Below are 19,452 nucleotides of genomic sequence, written 5' to 3'. Positions count from 1 at the left end.
AGTTTTACCTGAAACAGACCGAAAATAAGATTTAAAAACTTTTTTAGTAACGTTCGTATTCATGGAAAAGTTCGGTAAATCAGTAAATTTAATGATTTGTTCGAAAGTTTAAACGTTCGGACAGGAAATGTGAAAATGTACAAATGTTTAACGGTACAAACATTTTCACTTTCAATAAATTCAAAACTTAAAACAGATTTACGTTTAGCGTTATGTAAAAAAATAGCTATCTTTGTCGTCCAAAAAGGTAAAAATATGAATCACAAAGCAGGATTTGTCAATATCATCGGAAATCCGAATGTCGGAAAGTCAACTTTAATGAATCGGTTAGTAGGGGAAAAACTTTCCATTATTACTTCCAAATCCCAGACAACCCGTCACCGGATCAAAGGTATTGTAAATGATGAAAATTTCCAGATTGTATTTTCGGATACGCCAGGGGTCGTAAAGCCCAGTTACAAAATGCAGGAATGCATGCTGGAATTTTCAAAGTCGGCTTTAACGGATGCGGATATCATCCTCTATGTCACAGATGTAGTGGAAGATATGCTAAAAAATAGCGACTTTATTGAACAGGTTAAACAAACGAATATTCCGATTTTACTTGTTATCAATAAAATCGATCTGACGACTCAGGAAAAACTGGAAGAGCTTTTCGATAAATGGAAATCCTTGCTTCCACAAGCGGAAATTTTTCCGGTTTCAGCCACTGAAAATTTCAACATAGATCATCTTTACGAAAGAATTATTGAACTACTGCCGGAAGGAGAACCCTTTTTTCCGAAAGATGAATTGACGGATTTACCGGCCCGGTTTTTTGTCAATGAAATTATCCGGGAAAAAATATTATTGAATTACGAAAGGGAAATTCCTTATTCAGTTGAAGTAGCTGTAGAAGAATTCAAAGAAGAAGCCAAACGGATTCATATTATGGCTGTTATTTATGTAGAACGCGACTCTCAAAAAGGAATTATCATCGGGCATCAGGGAAGCGCCTTGAAAAAAGTCGGAACGGAAGCCCGTCTTGACATTGAAAAATTCTTCGGGAAAAGCGTTTTCTTAAACCTTTATGTCAAAGTTCAAAAAGACTGGCGTAACAAAGACAAAGATTTGAAAAATTTCGGATATGTACAATAAAGCGATTTCCTTCCGGAAAAATAAGGAAATCAAGTAGCTTTTCAGATTTTAAAATGATAATTCATGAGTAATATAGTAGCAATAGTAGGACGCCCGAATGTCGGGAAATCCACACTCTTCAATCGTCTGATCGGCAGTCGTAAAGCTATCGTTAACGAAGAAAGCGGAGTGACCAGGGACCGGAATTACGGAAAGTCCGAATGGAACGGGAAAGAATTTTCTGTTATCGATACGGGCGGATATGTATCCAACAGCGACGACATATTTGAAGAAGAAATCAACAAGCAAGTGTTGCTGGCAATAGAGGAAGCGGATGTAATCCTGTTTATGGTAGATACAGAAATCGGACTGACCGATCTGGACCAGAATTTCGCAAAATTACTCCGGAATATCGACAAGCCGATTTATTTGGTTGCCAATAAAGTAGATACCAGCGAACGGATTTACGAAGCAAGCGAATTCTACCGCTTAGGTATCCCTGGTGATTTGTTTTGTATCTCTTCTGTCAACGGATTCGGGACAGGAGAATTGCTGGACAAAATTACTTCTCATTTCCAGAAAGACACCATTGAAAATACCGACCATCTGCCCCGTATTACTATAGTGGGACGCCCGAATGTCGGAAAATCTTCTACGATCAATGCCCTGATAGAAGAAGACCGGAATATCGTGACGGAAATTGCCGGAACTACCCGGGATTCCCTGTATACCCGTTATAACCGTTTCGGACACGATTTTTTACTGGTAGATACAGCCGGCCTCCGCAAGAAAACGAAAGTCAACGAAGATGTGGAATTCTATTCTGTCATGCGTTCTATCCGGGCGATAGAAGATTCAGACGTATGTATGCTTTTAATCGATGCGACCCGCGGCATGGAAGCTCAGGACCTGAATATTTTTCACCTGATTGAACGTAACCGGAAAGGGATAGTAATCCTGGTCAACAAATGGGATTTAATTGAAAAAGACAATAAAACAACCCTCCTCTTTGAAAAAGAAATCAGAGAAAAAATCGCTCCCTTCCGGGATGTCGACATTATTTTCACCTCTGCCCTTACGAAACAAAGGTTATTAAAAGCGCTGGAAGCAACCTTGAAAGTATACGAAAACCGTACCCAGAAACTGAAAACCTCGGAACTCAACCGGGTAATGCTGGAAGCTATTGAAAACTATCCGCCTCCTATGGTCAAAGGGAAGTCTGTAAAAATCAAATATGTGACACAGCTTCCCACTCACGCTCCTTCGTTTGCTTTTTATTGTAATCTTCCGCAATACGTCAAAGAAACTTATAAACGTTTTCTGGAAAACAAAATCCGGGAAAACTGGGATTTTACAGGAGTACCCATACAAATTTTTATGCGTAAAAAATAGAAAGAAGAGAAAAAGGACCGGAGCGTATCCCGATCTCATCGGAAGGATTAACTGCAGAAACAGCAAAAGGGTAACGGAACACTGTTCCGGGAGAAACCCGACGGATGTCCTGCTGATTACTGAAATAAAGGTTTCCGTTTCAATTCTTATCAGAACCGGAAACTCATAAATCAGCGAAGGAGGTCATCCGCCTCCGCCGGGAAATATTAATCCCTTAATCAAACCACAGTGTACCGGACTCTTCAAATCGTTCTGACAAAGTCTTTTTCAAAACCATTTTCTCTTCTTTTTCTGACGGTCCTTTTTTCCCGTTTTACTTTTTCCCTTCCATTTTTTATATTATCTTCGCGTGTATTTTTTAATACCTATGGTTCAAAAAACAGGAATAGGACACGAAGGAATTGTAAAAAACATTTCAAACCGTACCGTTGATGTTGTTATCAGCAGTCAGTCAGCCTGCGCGGGTTGTCATGCAAAATCCATGTGCGGGGTATCAGAAAATACACAGAAAACGATTACAGCGGAACGACCGGATTTCGACCTAAAAGTAGGCGAAAAAGTGATCGTTTATGCTAGTATACAAAACGCCGTATTTTCAGTTATAGTGGCTTATGTCATTCCCTCTGTAATCCTGGTTGGGAGTATTCCTATCGGATTGGCATTGGGATTTACTGAGACATTTGCGGCAATCGGCGCTTTATTTGGTGTAGTGGTTTACTATCTGTTCCTCTATTTGCTTCGCCGTTCTATCGGCAAAAAAATAAAATTTACAATCGTAAAGATAGCGGAACAAGCTTAGCGACTTTAACCCGATATAAATGGACATATAAAAACACGATTATATTAAATCATAAGAAATGAATACAATTGTTATTACCATTATTGCTTTATGTGCTATAGGTATAATATCGGCTATTATATTATACTTTGTAGCACAAAAATTTAAGGTAGAAGAAGATCCGCGTATTGACGTCGTGGAAGGCCTTCTTCCGGGAGCAAATTGCGGGGGATGTGGTTACCCGGGATGCAGGGGGCTGGCCGAAGCTGCCGTGAAAGCCGATTCGCTGGACAACATTATGTGCCCTGTCGGAGGAGGGGAAACAATGAAAAAAATTGCAGCAGCCTTAGGCAGGGAAGTAGTGGAACAAGCTCCTAAAATTGCAGTGGTAAGGTGTAACGGTAGTTGTGAAAACCGTCCCCGGCTTAATCATTACGATGGAGCCCGTTCCTGTGCAATTGAACATTCTTTATATATAGGAGACACCGCCTGTGCATTTGGCTGTCTCGGTTGCGGAGACTGTGTGGCAGCTTGCCCTTTTGATGCAATCCACATGAACCTGCAAACCGGTCTGCCGGAAGTTTCAGATGAAAAATGTGTAGCTTGCGGAGCCTGCGTCAAAGCCTGTCCGCGCAATATCATTGAACTCCGTAACAAAGGCCCGAAGGACAGGAGAGTATTTGTATCCTGTGTCAATAAAGACAAAGGCGGAGTTGCCCGTAAAGCTTGTAAAGTGGCCTGTATCGGCTGTATGAAATGTGCAAAAGAATGTCCTTTTGAAGCGATTACAGTAGAAAATAATCTGGCTTATATCGATTACAATAAATGCCGTTTGTGCCGGAAATGTGTAACCGTATGTCCTACCGGGGCTATTCACGAAGTGAATTTTCCTCCGCGCAAAGCAGCACCTGAAGTACCGAAAGCCACCCCTACAAGCGATGCCAAGCCGGCGCCGGCTCCCAAACCTGTTTCTTCCGTCCCGGCAAACCCGGAATCAGGAGAAAAAAAAGAGACAGTTTAAGAAAAGATAGTTCAGAACAAGGATTTTAAAACTTAAAAAGAATACACTGTGTTAAAGACATTTAAAATCGGTGGAATCCATCCGCCTGAGAACAAATTAACGTCTGGTGGAAAAATACAAAAATTACCTGTACCGGAGCAGGTAATCATTCCGCTCGGACAACATATCGGTGCTCCTGCAAGTCCGGTAGTCAAAAAGGGAGACGCAGTAAAAGCCGGACAATTAATCGGTCAGGCTACAGGATTCGTATCTGCCAATGTACATAGTTCCGTTTCCGGAACTGTCACGGCTGTCGAAAGCCGTCCTGATGCAGCAGGATTGCCCAAACCCTGTATTGTTATCCAGGTAAACGGAGATGAATGGGTTCCGGAAGTGGACCTTTCCGATAGAGTGGAGCGCAATACAGATCTTTCTAAAGAAGACATTATCAAAGCAATAAGTGTAGCCGGCATCGTAGGTATGGGGGGTGCAACTTTTCCCACCCACGTCAAACTTTCTCCTCCTCCGGGTAGTAAAGCAGAAATCCTGATCATAAACGGTGTAGAATGCGAACCTTATCTGACCGCCGATCACCGGATTATGCTGGAAAGAGGAGAAGAAATTTTAATAGGCATACAATTGCTGATGAAAGCCATAGGAGTAAAAAAGGCTGTCGTCGGTATTGAAAACAATAAACGGGATGCCATTACACATTTGCAAGGTTTGGCAGCCGGGATGAATGGTATTGAAATATGTCCTTTAAAAGTAAAATATCCTCAAGGGGGTGAAAAACAACTTATACAAGCTATTACGAAGCGGGCAGTTCCTTCCGGTGCCCTCCCGATTGCAGTAGGAGCCGTCGTACAAAATGTCGGTACCGCATTGGCTGTATATGAAGCTGTATTAAAACGGAAACCGTTAGTGGAACGTGTAGTAACGGTTACGGGAAAATCAGTTAAGAATCCGGGAAATTTCCTTTGCAGAATCGGAACTCCCGTATCGGAAGTCATCAAAGCTGCGGGTGGAATTCCTGAAGATACAGCCAAAGTTATCGGTGGCGGTCCCATGATGGGGCGGGCTATGTTCAATATCGATTCACCGGTAATGAAAGGAAGCAGCGGTATCCTGCTCATAAATGAACAGGAAGGGGAACGGAAAGCATGCAAGAACTGCATCCGCTGCTCAAAATGCGTGTCAGTTTGTCCTATGGGTCTGGAACCTTATCTGTTGATGAAATTATCCCAGAATAATCTGCTGGAACGTATGGAGGAAGAAAAGGTTATGGATTGTATTGAATGCGGTTCCTGTAGTTTTACCTGTCCCGCCGACCGTCCTTTATTGGATTATATTCGTTTGGGCAAAGCCAGAACCGGAATGATGATCCGGAACAGAAAAAAATAAGAATTATAAATTATACATTTTAGGTTGTAAATCCCATTTACAGTTTAAAATCTAAAAACTTAAATATGAATAATTTGGTTATCTCTCCATCCCCTCATATTCATAGCGGTGATTCGATCGGGAAAAATATGTACGGGGTCCTGATTGCACTGATTCCGGCCTTCATCTGCTCCATATTATTTTTTGGATTGAGTGCTCTGGTCCTGACGTTAACTGCGGTTATCGCCTGCTTGATTTTTGAATTTCTGATCCAAAAATATTTGTTGAAGAAACAACCCAGCATTTGGGACGGTTCAGCTTTGATCACAGGAGTTTTATTGGCATTCAATGTGCCTTCCAGTCTGCCGGTATGGATTATGATTATCGGAGCTTTAGCAGCTATCGGGATCGGGAAAATGAGCTTCGGGGGATTAGGCTGTAATATCTTCAATCCTGCACTTGTAGGACGGGTATTTCTGCTGATTTCTTTTCCCGTACAGATGACAACCTGGCCGGTTGTCCATACACAAGTCGTAGAACAGACTTTACCGCAGACTTATGTAAACGTCACCGTTGAAAATTCTGCGGACGCCATTTCAGGGGCTACCCCTCTTGCCCTTTTAAAAATCGTTGTAAAAAATAATACAGAAATTTCCAAAGCAAAAGCTGCACTTGCCAAAGCTGATAAAGAAGTAGCCGATGGCACTAAAACGACAGCCGAGATAGCAGAACTGAAAGCCAAACTAGAACAGGAAATTCAAACGGCACAAATCAGTCAGCAGAAAGCAAAAGCAGATTTACCCAGTGCTTTGGAACTATTTGTCGGACAAAATCCGGGTTCCTTTGGAGAAGTGTCAGCTCTTGCCCTTCTCTTAGGCCTGTTGTTTATGCTGGGCAGACGAATTATTACCTGGCATATTCCGATTACCATTTTTGTCACTGTTTTTGTGTTCGCCGGCATATTACACCTTTGCAATCCCGAACAATTTATCAGTCCGGTTTACCAGTTACTATCAGGTGGACTTATGCTAGGAGCCATCTTCATGGCGACAGATTACGTCACTTCCCCCATGTCAGTCAAAGGGATGATCATCTACAGCGTGGGAATAGGACTGCTTACGGTGATCATCCGTAATTTCGGAGCCTATCCGGAGGGAATGTCTTTCGCCATCCTGATCATGAATGGCTTCACACCTTTAATTAACAGATATTGTAAACCGAAAAGATTTGCTTAAGGGACGATTTACGTTTCTCAAAAAAAATCGTAAATCTGAAATCTAAAACAGAATTAAGATGGGAAAAAAATTAGAATCAAGTTTTAAAAATATGGTGCTGGTGTTATTCATCATAACCCTGATTTCTTCAGCAGCCGTGGCTTATGTGAATTCCCTGACAGCAGAACCGATCAAAGAAGCCCAACAAGCCAAACAGGTAAAAGCGATACGGGAGGTGATTCCCGGTAAATTCGATAACGATCCCATGGCTGATGCCTGGACGGAAAAAACACCCGACGGAGGATTGCTTGAATTTTATCCGGCCAAGAAAGACGGTCAAATCATTGGTACAGCTGTAAAAACGTATACAAACAATGGATTCGGAGGTACAGTATGGTTGATGGTAGGTTTCAACCCTGACGGAACAATTGCCAATTACTCCGTTTTGGAACACAAAGAAACTCCGGGACTGGGCTCTAAAATGGATTCCTGGTTTAAGCCGACCCAGAAAGAGAAGAGCTTGATCGAACGAATCTTTGGCTTTGAAGTCAAAAGCGTAGAAAAACAAAGTTCGGTTATCGGTAAAAATCCGGGTACCCACACCCTAGTCGTTTCCAAAGATGGCGGAGAGGTAGACGCTATAACAGCGGCCACAATCTCTTCCCGGGCCTTTCTGGATGCCATCAACCGGGCTGCAAACGGCCTGAAAGACAGTCAGGAAAAAGCTTCCGATACGACCCCGCAAAACAATAATAACTGATGTTGTAAACCGTAAATTCGCAAACGCTTATGAATAATTTAAAAGTTTTTACCAACGGTTTGTTCCGGGAGAATCCGACTTTCGCCTTGCTGCTGGGAATGTGTCCTACTTTAGGAGTAACCACTTCTGCCACCAATGGTATGGGAATGGGATTAGCTACCGCCTTTGTATTAACCATGTCAAACCTGGTTATCGCTTTAGTGGCCAACATTATACCCGATAAGATCCGGATACCTTCCTTTATTGTCATCATAGCAGCCTTTGTAACCATTGTCGATTTAAGTATGGCTGCTTATCTGCCTGCCTTACACGCCTCTCTGGGGTTGTTTATTCCATTGATCGTGGTGAATTGTATCGTTCTGGGGAGAGCCGAAGCATTTGCTTCCAAAAACAAAGTGCTTCCTTCAATGTTAGACGGACTCGGAATGGGACTGGGATTTACGATCAGTTTAACCCTTCTGGGAGCCATACGGGAATTCTTAGGAGGCGGAAAAATGTTCGATTTTCCGATATATCCGGACAATTTCGGTATGTTGATCTTCGTATTGGCTCCGGGAGCCTTTATTGCCTTAGGTTATCTGATTGCTATTGTAAATCGTATCCGGGCCAAACATTAATCCTAAATTGTAAGTTCTATGGAATATATATTAATTTTTATCACAGCCGTTTTTGTCAATAATATTGTATTGGCACAATTTTTAGGAATCTGTCCTTTCCTCGGTGTTTCTAAGAAAGTCTCCACCGCTTTAGGAATGACCGGTGCGGTTACTTTCGTTATGATACTGGCTACTATCGTGACATTTATTGTTCAGAAAACGGTATTAGATCCTTTCCATATCGGATTTATGCAAACGATCACCTTTATTCTGATCATTGCTGCATTGGTACAAATGGTAGAAATCATATTAAAAAAGGTCAGTCCTTCTCTTTACCAGGCGCTGGGGGTTTTTCTTCCCCTGATTACGACCAACTGTGCCGTATTAGGTGTAGCCATTATGGTTATTCAAAAAGATTTCAATTTACTGGAATCAGTAGTTTTCGCCGGTTCTACCGCATTAGGCTTTGGTCTGGCTTTAACCATCTTTGCCGGTATCCGGGAACAGCTGGAACTGGCAGACGTCCCCAACGGCCTGAAAGGTTCTCCAATCGCATTGATTACAGCCGGTCTGCTTGCTATGGCATTTATGGGATTTTCCGGAATTGTATAAGAAAAGAAATAATACTCAAAGGCTGCTGAAACTTTTCGGCAGCCTTTATTTGTTTTACCTTCCCCTTTCTCCCTTCGGCATAGATTCTTCAAAAGAATATCTCCCCGATCTCCTTTATACTTCAAAGCCAAGATTTCTTTTATTCCTGCAAATGACTAAAATCGGAAAAATTGAAATCACAAAAATCAGGTATCACCCGGTCGGCCTTATCACAAATCAGATCAGCAGGATTCGTAGTCGCTAATCCGACAATCTTCATCCGGGCCCGGCGTCCGGCTTCCAAACCGGAAAAGGAATCTTCAAAAACCACACACTCCTCCGGTTTTACGTCCAACTGTTGAGCAGCCAGCAAATAACATTCCGGGTCAGGCTTGGAACGGGTAATCTGGTCGGCCGTAATGATGACATCAAAAAGAGACTTCAATCCGGGATATGCCCGGTATACATTTCTCATCTTATTGTCATTGGAACTCGTGACAATGGCGACCTTCACCCCATTTTGCTTTAATAATCCTACAAATTCCAAACTTCCTCTCACCGGAGGGAAATCCATCTGTTGTTCAAAATCGTCTATCCGCCGGACAATTTCCCGGGCCTGTTGCTCTTCCGGAAAATATTCGGTCAAAATCTCTTTCAAAGTTCGTCCTTTTATGCGACTGCTGAAATCCGGGATTTCCGGATGCGCCAACTTTCCTTGCTCACTCCAAAACCGGGTATATTCAGGTTCTGTATCAAAAATCACCCCATCTAAATCAAATAATCCGGCTACTGTTTTTCCCATAATCTTATATTTATACCTTTATTTTTCGACCTTCGAAATTACAAAAAACTATCGTTTCTGCTTGGCATCCGTGCTTTTTTCTCATCCCAATAATTATTATCCGCGTTTTTCCTACGAGAAATCTTTCCGGTTTATAACGTAAAATTCAGAAGAACCGTTAGTATATAAAAAATATATCCTAATTTTGTAAACTTAATCCCAAAATGAAAATGACGACGATGCAGGAATTTCTGACACACCCCATCTTTCACATATTGGCAGAAATAGCAGAAAAAAAGAATCTCGAAACTTACGTTATCGGAGGATATGTACGGGACCTTTTACTGCACCGTCCTTCCCAGGATATCGATATTGTCGTACAGGGGGACGGTATCGCTCTCGCAGAAAGTGCAGCCCGGAAACTGGGGCATCAGCATGTATCGGTTTTCAAAAATTTCGGAACAGCCATGTTCCGCTACAAAGGTATAGAAATCGAATTTGTAGGAGCCCGTAAAGAATCTTACCGGTCGGATTCCCGCAAACCCCTTGTTGAAGCAGGTACGATTGAAGACGACCAAAAAAGACGGGATTTTACCATCAATGCCCTCGCCATTTCTCTCAATAAACCGGATTACGGTCGTCTGGTCGATCCCTTCAACGGTTTGCAACACTTACAGGAACGACTGATCAAAACCCCTTTAGAACCTGGCATTACTTTTTCTGACGACCCTCTGCGTATGATGCGGGCCATCCGTTTTGCCACTCAACTGAATTTTAAGATAGAAGAAAATACTTACAAAGCCATCCGTGCCAACAAAGACCGTTTATCCATTATTTCAATGGAAAGAATCATGGATGAATTCAATAAAATTATGCTCTCTCCAGAACCCTCCAAAGGTATACTTCTTCTGGATGAAGCCGGTTTACTGGCAATATTTTTCCCGGAATTAACAGCTTTAAAAGGGGTAGAAATTATCGACGGAATAGGACATAAAGATAATTTTTATCATACCCTGGCGGTTTTGGATACCGTAGCTTTATACTCGGACGATTTATGGCTCCGCTGGGCAGCTCTTTTACACGATATTGCAAAACCTGTCACCAAAAAATTCATTAAAGGACAAGGATGGACATTTTACGGGCACAACCACGTGGGAGAAAGAATGGTCGCTAAAATCTTCAACCGGCTTAAACTCCCTCAAAATGAAAAAATGAAATACGTTCAGAAATTGGTAAATCTCCACATGCGGCCGATTGTCCTTTCTGAAGAAATTGTTACAGACTCTGCCGTACGTCGTTTGCTGTTCGATACCGGAGACGATATTGAAGATTTAATGACTTTGGCTGAAGCCGACATTACGTCTAAAAATGAGGAAAAAGTAAAGCGCTTCCTGAAAAATTTTAAAACTGTCCGCCGGAAATTGAAAGAAGTGGAAGAAAAAGATTCTATCCGCAATTTTCAACCCCCTATCAGCGGAGAAGAAATTATTGCTACATTCAATCTTCCTCCCTGCCGGCTGATCGGAGATATCAAAAATGCCATTAAAGAAGCCATTCTCGACGGAATTATTTCCAACAATTACGAAGAAGCCCGGAAGTATATGTTTCAGGCAGCTGCAGAACTGATGAAAGAAAAAGATACAAATGATACATCCGGATAAACCTTTTTTCTTCTTTTTGTCTCTTTCCTCTCTTTCCCCTTTTATCTCCTGCACATTTGCATATTTACTATGAACGGGTTCTTTTAGCGTATTTAGGCACAATGGTCTTCAGAACTGCCTTATGAACTTTCAGATAAATAGGGGAAGCCATAAAAGCAGCATCTCCGTCAATATGTACTTTATGAATATCCCCTTCTATCACTGCTTCCTGACATTGAATTTCCTTATAAAAACTCATTTTATCAATCCGGGCACACAACAAAGCGAACAGAAAAGGAATCAGGTTTCTATATTTCGGACGTTTTAAAAGACATACGTCTATCAGCCCATCCCGCAGGGAAGCATGTGGCGCAATACTCGCATTATTTCCAAACTGGGAGCTGTTGGCAAAACTCAAAATAAAACATTTCTCCCTCAAAACATTTCCGTTTACCGTAATTTTGTATTCTTTTTCGGTATAACGAAACCACATTTTAAAACCGGCATAAATATAGGAAAAGACTCCGCGGCTTTTTAAACGATTGAACTCATGGGCCACCTCAGCATCAAATCCGACTCCGCTTACATTCAGGGAACAGACTCCATTCATCTCCAGCATATCGACATAAGAATACGCTCCGGATAATACCTGCCTTAAAGCTTTTTTCATGTGAGTGGAATACCCCAAATGACGGGCAAACCCATTTCCGCTTCCGATAGAAACAATGCCAAAGGCAATCTCACTCCCATATAAAGCCGTCCCTACTTCGTTTACAGTGCCGTCCCCTCCTACTGCCACCACATGCGTATACGCCTTTTTCTTCAGCGCCTCTGCAACTAAAATACGGGCATGTCCGGCATATTCAGAGAACCGGATTTCATAATCCAGACCTTGATATTCAGGCATAGAACGAATGATTCCCGGTAATTTTTTACCCGATCCGGAACCCGAAACAGGATTTACGATAAATAATAGGCGCATATATGAATTCAAGAAAACTATTTTCCAATTCCGTAATAGATATAACCAAACTCTTTCATCTGCTCGGGATTATATATATTCCGCCCATCGAAAATAACTTTTTCTTTCAAAGCTTTTTCGATATAGGTAAATTTAGGTACTTTAAATTCCTGCCACTCGGTCACAACGACCATAGCATCGGCATCCGTCAATGCATCGTACATATTCTTAGCATATTCGATCTTGTCTCCTATCCGCCGTTTACATTCCTCCATGGCAACCGGATCAAATGCCCTGACAACAGCCCCCGCATTCAATAAATGTTCAATCAATACCAGAGAAGGGGCCTCCCGCATATCATCCGTAGCAGGCTTAAAAGCCAATCCCCACAAACCGAAACGCTTCCCTTTCAGTTCGTGATGGAAATGTTTCTGTATCTTGGAAAAGATAACTTCTTTCTGTCTTTCGTTTACCCGCTCTACCGCTTTCAATACTTCCATACTATAACCGTATTCATCTCCGGTTCGGATCAATGCTTTCACATCCTTGGGAAAACAGGACCCCCCGTATCCGCATCCGGCATTGAGAAATTTCTTACCGATTCGGGTATCACTCCCGATTCCCCTTTTGACAGCCTCCACATCTGCTCCAACGATTTCACACAAATTGGCAATGTCGTTCATAAAAGAGATCCGGGTAGCCAACATTGAATTGGCTGCATATTTGGTCATTTCTGCCGAAGGAATATCCATAAAATAAATCGGGGTATTATTCAGCAAAAAGGCATGATACAACCGTTCCATCGTTCTTCTGGCCCGTTCCGACTCTACTCCGATCACAATACGGTCGGGAGACATAAAATCTTTAACAGCATCTCCTTCCTTTAAAAATTCCGGATTAGAGGCTACGTCAAACGCTACAGTGGAATTCCGCTTCCGAAGTTCCGAAGCAACTGCCTCTTTCACCCTCTGATTTGTACCTACCGGTACCGTCGATTTGGTAACAACCACAGCATAATGGTCCAATACCTGTCCTACCTCCCGGGCTACAGCCAAAACATAACTCAAATCAGCACTCCCATCTTCATCCGGAGGGGTACCTACAGCTATAAATACAGCATCTGCATCTACAATGGCTTCTTTTAAAGAAGTAGTGAAAAATAAACGCTCATCTGCCCGGTTCTTAGCCACCAATTCCGTCAGTCCCGGTTCGTATATCGGAATCCCCCCTCCGTTCAGTAAAGCTATTTTAGATGCGTCCACATCTACACAAGTAACGGTAACCCCCGTTTCAGCCAGACAAGTTCCGGAAACTAACCCGACATATCCCGTACCAACAACAGTAATTCTCATAAATCTACATTTTATGCTTAATTTATCCCCTATTTTTCTCCCTCCCTGCGGTAAAACAAAAAATAAGTGAAATTTCTTTTGTTTTACTAAAACGACAAAAATATAAAAATTAAAACGGGAAAAAATATACTTTACTCATTATTTACGTAAATTTGTCTGAAATAACTACTAACCTTAACTAATATGGCTTTACATAAATATACCCTTTATTATTGCCTTATCCTGGCATTTTGTTTCAGCGGCTGTTCCCGTACAAAATCCGGCACTACCCAAACAGAAATCAGTAAATATATCTACGGGTATACTTCCGGAACCATCACTTCCGATGCCCATATCTATATTTACCTGGATAAAACACCGGATAAATCATTCCCGGCGGGAGAACCCCTGCCGGCTAATATTCTGAAAATATCCCCATCCATAGACGGGCAACTTTTCCTGAAAGACGAACGCATTCTGGAATTTATTCCCCATCAACGTTTTACCAATGGACAGGTATACCGGTTTAAATTGCATCTGGGTGCTCTTCTCGATGTCCCCAATGATTACAATTATTTCGATTTTTCTGTAAAAGTCGTGGATTTACAAATTTCTTTTACCCCAGGAAATTTTACGACCACGTCTTCAAATGATACGTTGAATTATAAGGCTTCCCTCTATACTTCCGATTATATGGAGCCCCAGGAAATCGAAAAACAAGTAACAGCCCGGACCGGTAATCAATCTCTTCCGATAAAATGGTCTCATTCGGAAAATTCCCACCATTTCACTATTTACGATATACCGAAAACCGAACATCCCCAGATACTGACTTTACATTTTGGCAACAAAGTCATCCACCAGGAAGAATTTCAGGAAAATATTCCCGGAAAGCAGCAATTTTCTGTACTGAATATACAACTGAACGATAATAACAGGCAATCCATGCGGATTGATCTGTCGGAAAACGTAGATCCCTCACAACATCTGGAAGGCCTTATTACAATAAAAGGGATACCGGACATTCGTTATAAAACCGACGCCAATTCTGTTTTTCTTTTTTATACAATCAAAGAAGATGCAGAAAGCGTAGAGGTAACCGTCCACAAAGGAATCCGAAGTACCGAAGGAAAAATCTTAGAAGAACCTTATACACAAATCGTCTATCTTCCTTCCTCTGATCCGGCGGTCAGATTCATCGGAGAAGGCATCATTATCCCTTCGGAAGGAAAAGTGCTGGTACCTTTTTCTGCCGTAGCCCTAAAAGCAGTGGATGTGCAAATTATCAAGGTTTTCGACCAGAATATGAACTTTTTCCTGCAACAAAATTCATACGAAGGAACGGGAGACCTTATCCGCACAGCCCGTCCTGTATTCCGGGAAAAAATAGAATTAAATCCGGAAGGCGCCCCGATTAATTTAAACCACTGGAATGATTTTACACTTAATTTATCCGATTTGGTTAAACTGGAAAAAGGAGTCATTTACCGGATAGAAATCCGGTTCCGGAAATCCTATACCACACTCGGTTGTGCCTCGGAAGGACAGGACGATACCCAGTACTACAATCAGGATTGGGACGGAAATGATTATTATTACAGCACTTACTATTACAATAACGATTACCATTGGTCCGAACGGGACAATCCCTGTACAAATTCCTATTATACCGGAGACCGGTTTATCAGTAAAAATGTAATCAATACTTCTTTGGGCATTATAGCAAAAAGGGGGGTAAACAATCAATATTTCGTAGCGGTCAACAATATTGCTACAGCAGTACCCGTTGCCAATTGTATGATTTCCCTCTATGATTATCAAAACCAGAAAATCGATTCTGTACAAACGGATAAAAACGGCTTCGCTTATTTGAAAACAGATATGAAAGCTTTTATTATCCAAGCCCGCAAAGGACAGGATAAAGCCTGGTTAAAGATTTCAGATGCCAATTCTCTATCACTGAGCAATTTTGATGTAAGCGGGCAAGATGTACAGTCCGGATTGAAAGGATTTATTTACGGAGAAAGAGGGGTGTGGCGTCCCGGTGATGATCTCTATCTTTCTTTTATTCTCGAAGATAAACAACACGTATTGCCCGACGGTCATCCGGTTATTGCCCGGCTGATCGACCCCAAAGGAAATACAACAGCAACCCGCAAAAGTTTTACAGGAAATATTCCGATCTATACTTTCCGTTTTTCTACAGAAGAAGATGCCCCTACGGGCTACTGGAAATGTGTTGTACAAGTCGGCGGAAACCATTTTACCAAAACACTGCGGATCGAAACCATCAAGCCCAACCGGCTCAGTATTAATATGATTTTCCCCAACGATGAGATTGTGGGGAAAGGCATAAAAAACGATATCGTAAAAGTTAAAACCAGATGGCTGAACGGAGCTTCCACTCCTGACCGGAAAGCGATAACCGAAGTAAAATTAAACAAAGGCCAATATACCTTTAAAAATTATCCTTCTTATACCTTTAACAGCTTAACAGATGATTTTCAACCGTATAGTGCAACCCTTTTCGATGGAAATACAAATTCGGAAGGCGACTTTTCATTTAATCTGGACAAAATAAAAACAGAAAATGCCCCCGGGGTATTAAATGCTACGTTTACCACCCGGGTATTTGAAGAAAGCGGAGATTTCAGTATCTCATCCTATACAACTCACTATTCCCCTTATACCCGCTATGCCGGCATCCGTCTACCGGATTCAGAAGATGGCTGGTATCCGACTGCTGAAAATGTAAAATTAAGCGGTATTCTGGTCTCTCCTCTGGGACAGAAAGCCGCTGTAAATACCCGTGTGGAAATCCAGGTATATCAGATCGATTGGCGCTGGTGGTGGGATGCTGAAAATAATAATTATTCTTATATTCAACGCTCTTATAATAACCGGTTAGTAGACAAAACAATTCAAAGTAAAGAAGGCAAATTTGAATTTAATCTGAACATTCAACACTATGGCCGCTATTATATTCAGGCGACGGATAAAGAATCAGGACATACCAGCGGAATCATCGCTTATTTCGGTTCCTGGGCAGAAAATTCCGATAATGAAGCTGCAACAACACTCAATATTACTACTGACAAAAAGAATTATAAAGCAGGTGAAAAAGTACAACTGACTATTCCGTCTTCGCAGGGAAGTGTGGCTATTGTCAGTCTGGAAAACGGGACGACTTTCCGGGATATCCGCCGTATTGAAACGACCCGAAATACTACCCGTTTTGAATTTGAGGCCACTCCGGCAATGTGTCCCAATATTTATGTTTTTGTAACGCTGATTCAGCCCCAGCAGGACCGCGATAACGACCGCCCTGTACGTTTGTACGGAGTGGTAAATATCAATATTGAAGATGCCGCTCTGCATTTACATCCGGAAATAAAAATGAAACCGGATCTCCGGCCAGGAGAAGAATTTACGGTGACTGTTACGGAAAAAGAACACCGGGCTATGGATTATACCCTGGCTGTTGTAGACGAAGGTTTATTGTCTCTGACTTCTTTCCGTACCCCTCAACCCTTCCCGGCTTTTTATGCCCGTGAAGCTTTAGGCGTTAAAACCTGGGATTTTTACGATTACATTTTCGGCGCATATGGAGCCCGGCTGGAAAAAGCTTTTGCAGTAGGAGGTGACGAAGTCTTAAAGCCGGAACAGGATGAGAAAACGAACCGTTTTAAACCCGTAGTTCTGTTTGAAGGTCCCTTCTCCCTGAAAAAGGGGGAAACCCGTACCCATAAACTGCGGATGCCGGAATATATCGGTGAAGTAAGGACTATGGTTGTTGCTGCTACCTCGGACGGGAAATACGGTTCAGCTTCCGCCACTGCCCAAGTGAATAAACCGCTGATGTTATCGGTAGCCCTGCCCCGTTTATTTACTCCGGGCGATATAATGGAGATCCCCGTGACTGTATTTGCGATGAACAATTCTATTCAAAACGCAGAAATACAAATAAGCACTGATGACAAACTCGAAATCATCGGGAAAAACACGCAAACGGTGACATTCCGTGAACCAGGCGAAAAATTAGCCTGGTTTAAACTCCGCGTTAAACAAACAACAGGAAACTCCGTCCTCACTTTTACAGCTCAATCCGGTAAAGAAACATCTTCCGTAAAAGAAAATGTGCAGATCCGCATTCCCAATCCCCGTATTACTCACATCAGCAGCGAGACGCTGAAACCGGGGAAAAAGGTTCACCTCTCAGCAAAAGTAGAAGGTGCTGAGCCATTATCTATCCTCGAGATTTCTACCATTCCTCCGCTTAACTTAGGAGAAAGGCTACAGGATCTGATTACTTATCCTCACGGATGTGCCGAACAAATTGTATCTGCAGCATTCCCGCAAATCTCTCTGGGTACATTAATGGACTTAACTCCCAAACAAAAAACGGACATTGAGACAAACGTAAAAACCGTCATCAACCGTTTATCCCTCTACCAAACTTCAGACGGGGGCTTTGCCTACTGGCCCGGATCTCCCTACGTCTCCGAATGGATAAGCACGTACGCCGCTCATTTTCTGATCTCTGCTTCACGTAAAGGATATACTGTTCCGGCTCAACTTTTACAAAAGGATCTGAATTATCTCCAATCTTATGCCAATAGTTACCGGATTAATAATTATTACGATGAAATCGGACAAGGATACCGTCTTTATGTATTGGCCTTGGCAGGCAAACCGAATCTGCCGGCCATGAACCGGATGAAAGAACGGAAACTTCAGAATGCAACGGCCCAATGGCTGCTGGCTTCTGCCTATGCGCTCTGTAACCATCCCGATATTGCCCGCAAACTCATCCAAAACGCCTCCCGGGAAGTTTCGCCCTACCGCCAAACCGGTGGATCTTTCGGTTCCGATATCCGGGACAAAGCGATCATCTTACAGTCAATGATTTATCTAGACATGCAGACGGAAGCCTATCAGATGCTGGAACAAATCTCAGCTGCCCTCTCTTCCAACAGTTGGTTAAGCACCCAAACCACTGCTTTCGCCCTACTGGCAGCTACTGAATATGTTGAAAAATTTGTAGGGAATACAGACGGTTTAAAAGCTGAAATCCAAATTCAAGACAAAACAATAAATCTTCAAACCAATAAAACATTCCGGCAGGAGCAATTACCCATTCAAAATGAAGAAAGTACAGTTCAAGTACAAAATACGGGAACGAATACACTTTACGTCCGTCTCATTTCTTCTTCCGCTCCTTTTCAGGTAGTGACAGACCAAATTATGTCAGGGCTTTCTATGAATGTACACTACTATAATGATAAAGGACAACCGGTAAACATCGATAATCTGATGCAGGGTACTGACGTGACAGCCAAAATTACAATACGCAACACAGGTATTACAGGAACCTATTATAATTTGGCACTCACCTATTTATTACCTTCCGGTTTTGAAATTATCAATGACCGGCTCACCGGAAATACTAAAGCCTTTAGAGAAGCAGATTATGTCAATATCCGGGACGACGGATATAATATTTATTTCAACCTGAATCAAAACCAGACCAAAACGTTTGAATTCCGGTTCAACGCAGCTTTTGCAGGAGATTATTTACGTCCGGCCATCCAATGCAGCGCGATGTACGACGATCGTATACAAGCCGTTTTACCCGGAGGGAGGACAATGATCCGGCAAGAATAAAGTTTTTAAATTTCTCTTCCTGTTTTTTAAAATGATCAATCGTTCCGACGTATATAACGGACGAAACGATTGGTCATTCGTTTAATTGTTCTAAAAATTTAACTTCCGCTTGTTTATCCGGTTTTATACTGCATTCCCCTTTCTTGGCAGCCCTTATCCGGTCAGTAAGGGCATATTGCTCTTCTTTTTGAACATTTTTCAGTATATTTGCGACGCAACTCTTTGGTATAAATGCGGAAATACCTGGA

The 19,452-nt window shown here is 42.1% G+C and carries 14 protein-coding genes; 11 read left to right on the top strand and 3 right to left on the bottom strand.

Translation table 11 applies throughout. The features are described from left to right. Window positions 1-255: 255 nt before the first annotated feature. From era to rsxA, 9 genes are all read left to right on the top strand, one after another. The gene (gene era / locus Q0465_RS03495; protein WP_298612854.1) at window positions 256-1,137 is read left to right on the top strand and encodes a GTPase Era; all 882 of its coding nucleotides are present in this window, start codon (window positions 256-258) and stop codon (window positions 1,135-1,137) included. 63 nt (window positions 1,138-1,200) lie between these two features. Continuing rightward, window positions 1,201-2,508, top strand: a complete 1,308-nt coding sequence (der, locus tag Q0465_RS03490) for a ribosome biogenesis GTPase Der (RefSeq protein WP_298612851.1) — start codon at window positions 1,201-1,203, stop codon at window positions 2,506-2,508. 367 nt (window positions 2,509-2,875) lie between these two features. Then, window positions 2,876-3,307, top strand: a complete 432-nt coding sequence (locus tag Q0465_RS03485) for a SoxR reducing system RseC family protein (protein ID WP_298612848.1) — start codon at window positions 2,876-2,878, stop codon at window positions 3,305-3,307. Window positions 3,308-3,365: 58 nt separating this feature from the next. Then, window positions 3,366-4,307 (top strand): Fe-S cluster domain-containing protein, encoded by a 942-nt coding sequence (locus Q0465_RS03480; protein ID WP_298612846.1) that lies wholly within the window; start codon window positions 3,366-3,368, stop codon window positions 4,305-4,307. Between the two features lie 48 nt (window positions 4,308-4,355). Next, window positions 4,356-5,687: an electron transport complex subunit RsxC gene (gene rsxC / locus Q0465_RS03475; RefSeq protein WP_298612844.1), complete on the top strand. Its 1,332-nt coding sequence runs from the start codon at window positions 4,356-4,358 to the stop codon at window positions 5,685-5,687. Between the two features lie 65 nt (window positions 5,688-5,752). Beyond that, the gene (locus tag Q0465_RS03470; protein ID WP_298612842.1) at window positions 5,753-6,901 is read left to right on the top strand and encodes an RnfABCDGE type electron transport complex subunit D; all 1,149 of its coding nucleotides are present in this window, start codon (window positions 5,753-5,755) and stop codon (window positions 6,899-6,901) included. A 58-nt stretch (window positions 6,902-6,959) separates the two neighbouring features. Beyond that, a complete protein-coding gene (locus Q0465_RS03465; protein WP_298612839.1) occupies window positions 6,960-7,640 on the top strand; it encodes an RnfABCDGE type electron transport complex subunit G in 681 nt (226 codons plus the stop codon). A 29-nt stretch (window positions 7,641-7,669) separates the two neighbouring features. Then, window positions 7,670-8,257 (top strand): electron transport complex subunit RsxE, encoded by a 588-nt coding sequence (rsxE, locus tag Q0465_RS03460; RefSeq protein ID WP_298612837.1) that lies wholly within the window; start codon window positions 7,670-7,672, stop codon window positions 8,255-8,257. Window positions 8,258-8,275: 18 nt separating this feature from the next. Further along, window positions 8,276-8,848, top strand: a complete 573-nt coding sequence (rsxA, locus tag Q0465_RS03455) for an electron transport complex subunit RsxA (RefSeq protein ID WP_298612834.1) — start codon at window positions 8,276-8,278, stop codon at window positions 8,846-8,848. A gap of 139 nt (window positions 8,849-8,987) precedes the next feature. Here rsxA and Q0465_RS03450 read toward each other — a convergent pair whose 3' ends face one another. Then, window positions 8,988-9,629 (bottom strand): HAD family phosphatase, encoded by a 642-nt coding sequence (locus Q0465_RS03450; protein WP_298612831.1) that lies wholly within the window; start codon window positions 9,627-9,629, stop codon window positions 8,988-8,990. Window positions 9,630-9,832: 203 nt separating this feature from the next. Here Q0465_RS03450 and Q0465_RS03445 point away from each other — a divergent pair, with 203 nt between their 5' ends. Beyond that, on the top strand, window positions 9,833-11,269 hold the full coding sequence (locus Q0465_RS03445; protein WP_298612829.1) for an HD domain-containing protein: 1,437 nt from the start codon (window positions 9,833-9,835) through the stop codon (window positions 11,267-11,269). A gap of 67 nt (window positions 11,270-11,336) precedes the next feature. Here the strand turns inward: Q0465_RS03445 and Q0465_RS03440 are convergent, their stop codons facing one another. Then, entirely contained in the window at window positions 11,337-12,230 is an 894-nt protein-coding gene (locus Q0465_RS03440; RefSeq protein WP_298612826.1) for a diacylglycerol kinase family protein, read from the bottom strand. Between the two features lie 17 nt (window positions 12,231-12,247). Continuing rightward, a complete protein-coding gene (locus tag Q0465_RS03435; protein WP_298612823.1) occupies window positions 12,248-13,561 on the bottom strand; it encodes a UDP-glucose/GDP-mannose dehydrogenase family protein in 1,314 nt (437 codons plus the stop codon). Between the two features lie 183 nt (window positions 13,562-13,744). Here Q0465_RS03435 and Q0465_RS03430 point away from each other — a divergent pair, with 183 nt between their 5' ends. Next, window positions 13,745-19,204 (top strand): alpha-2-macroglobulin, encoded by a 5,460-nt coding sequence (locus tag Q0465_RS03430; protein ID WP_298612820.1) that lies wholly within the window; start codon window positions 13,745-13,747, stop codon window positions 19,202-19,204. The last annotated feature ends 248 nt before the right edge of the window (window positions 19,205-19,452 follow it).

It is taken from the genome of uncultured Odoribacter sp. (assembly GCF_937966165.1).
Taxonomy (GTDB): domain Bacteria; phylum Bacteroidota; class Bacteroidia; order Bacteroidales; family Marinifilaceae; genus Culturomica.
The sequence above is the reverse complement of the archived record's forward strand: the minus strand, read 5'-3'. Positions and strand labels throughout refer to the sequence as shown.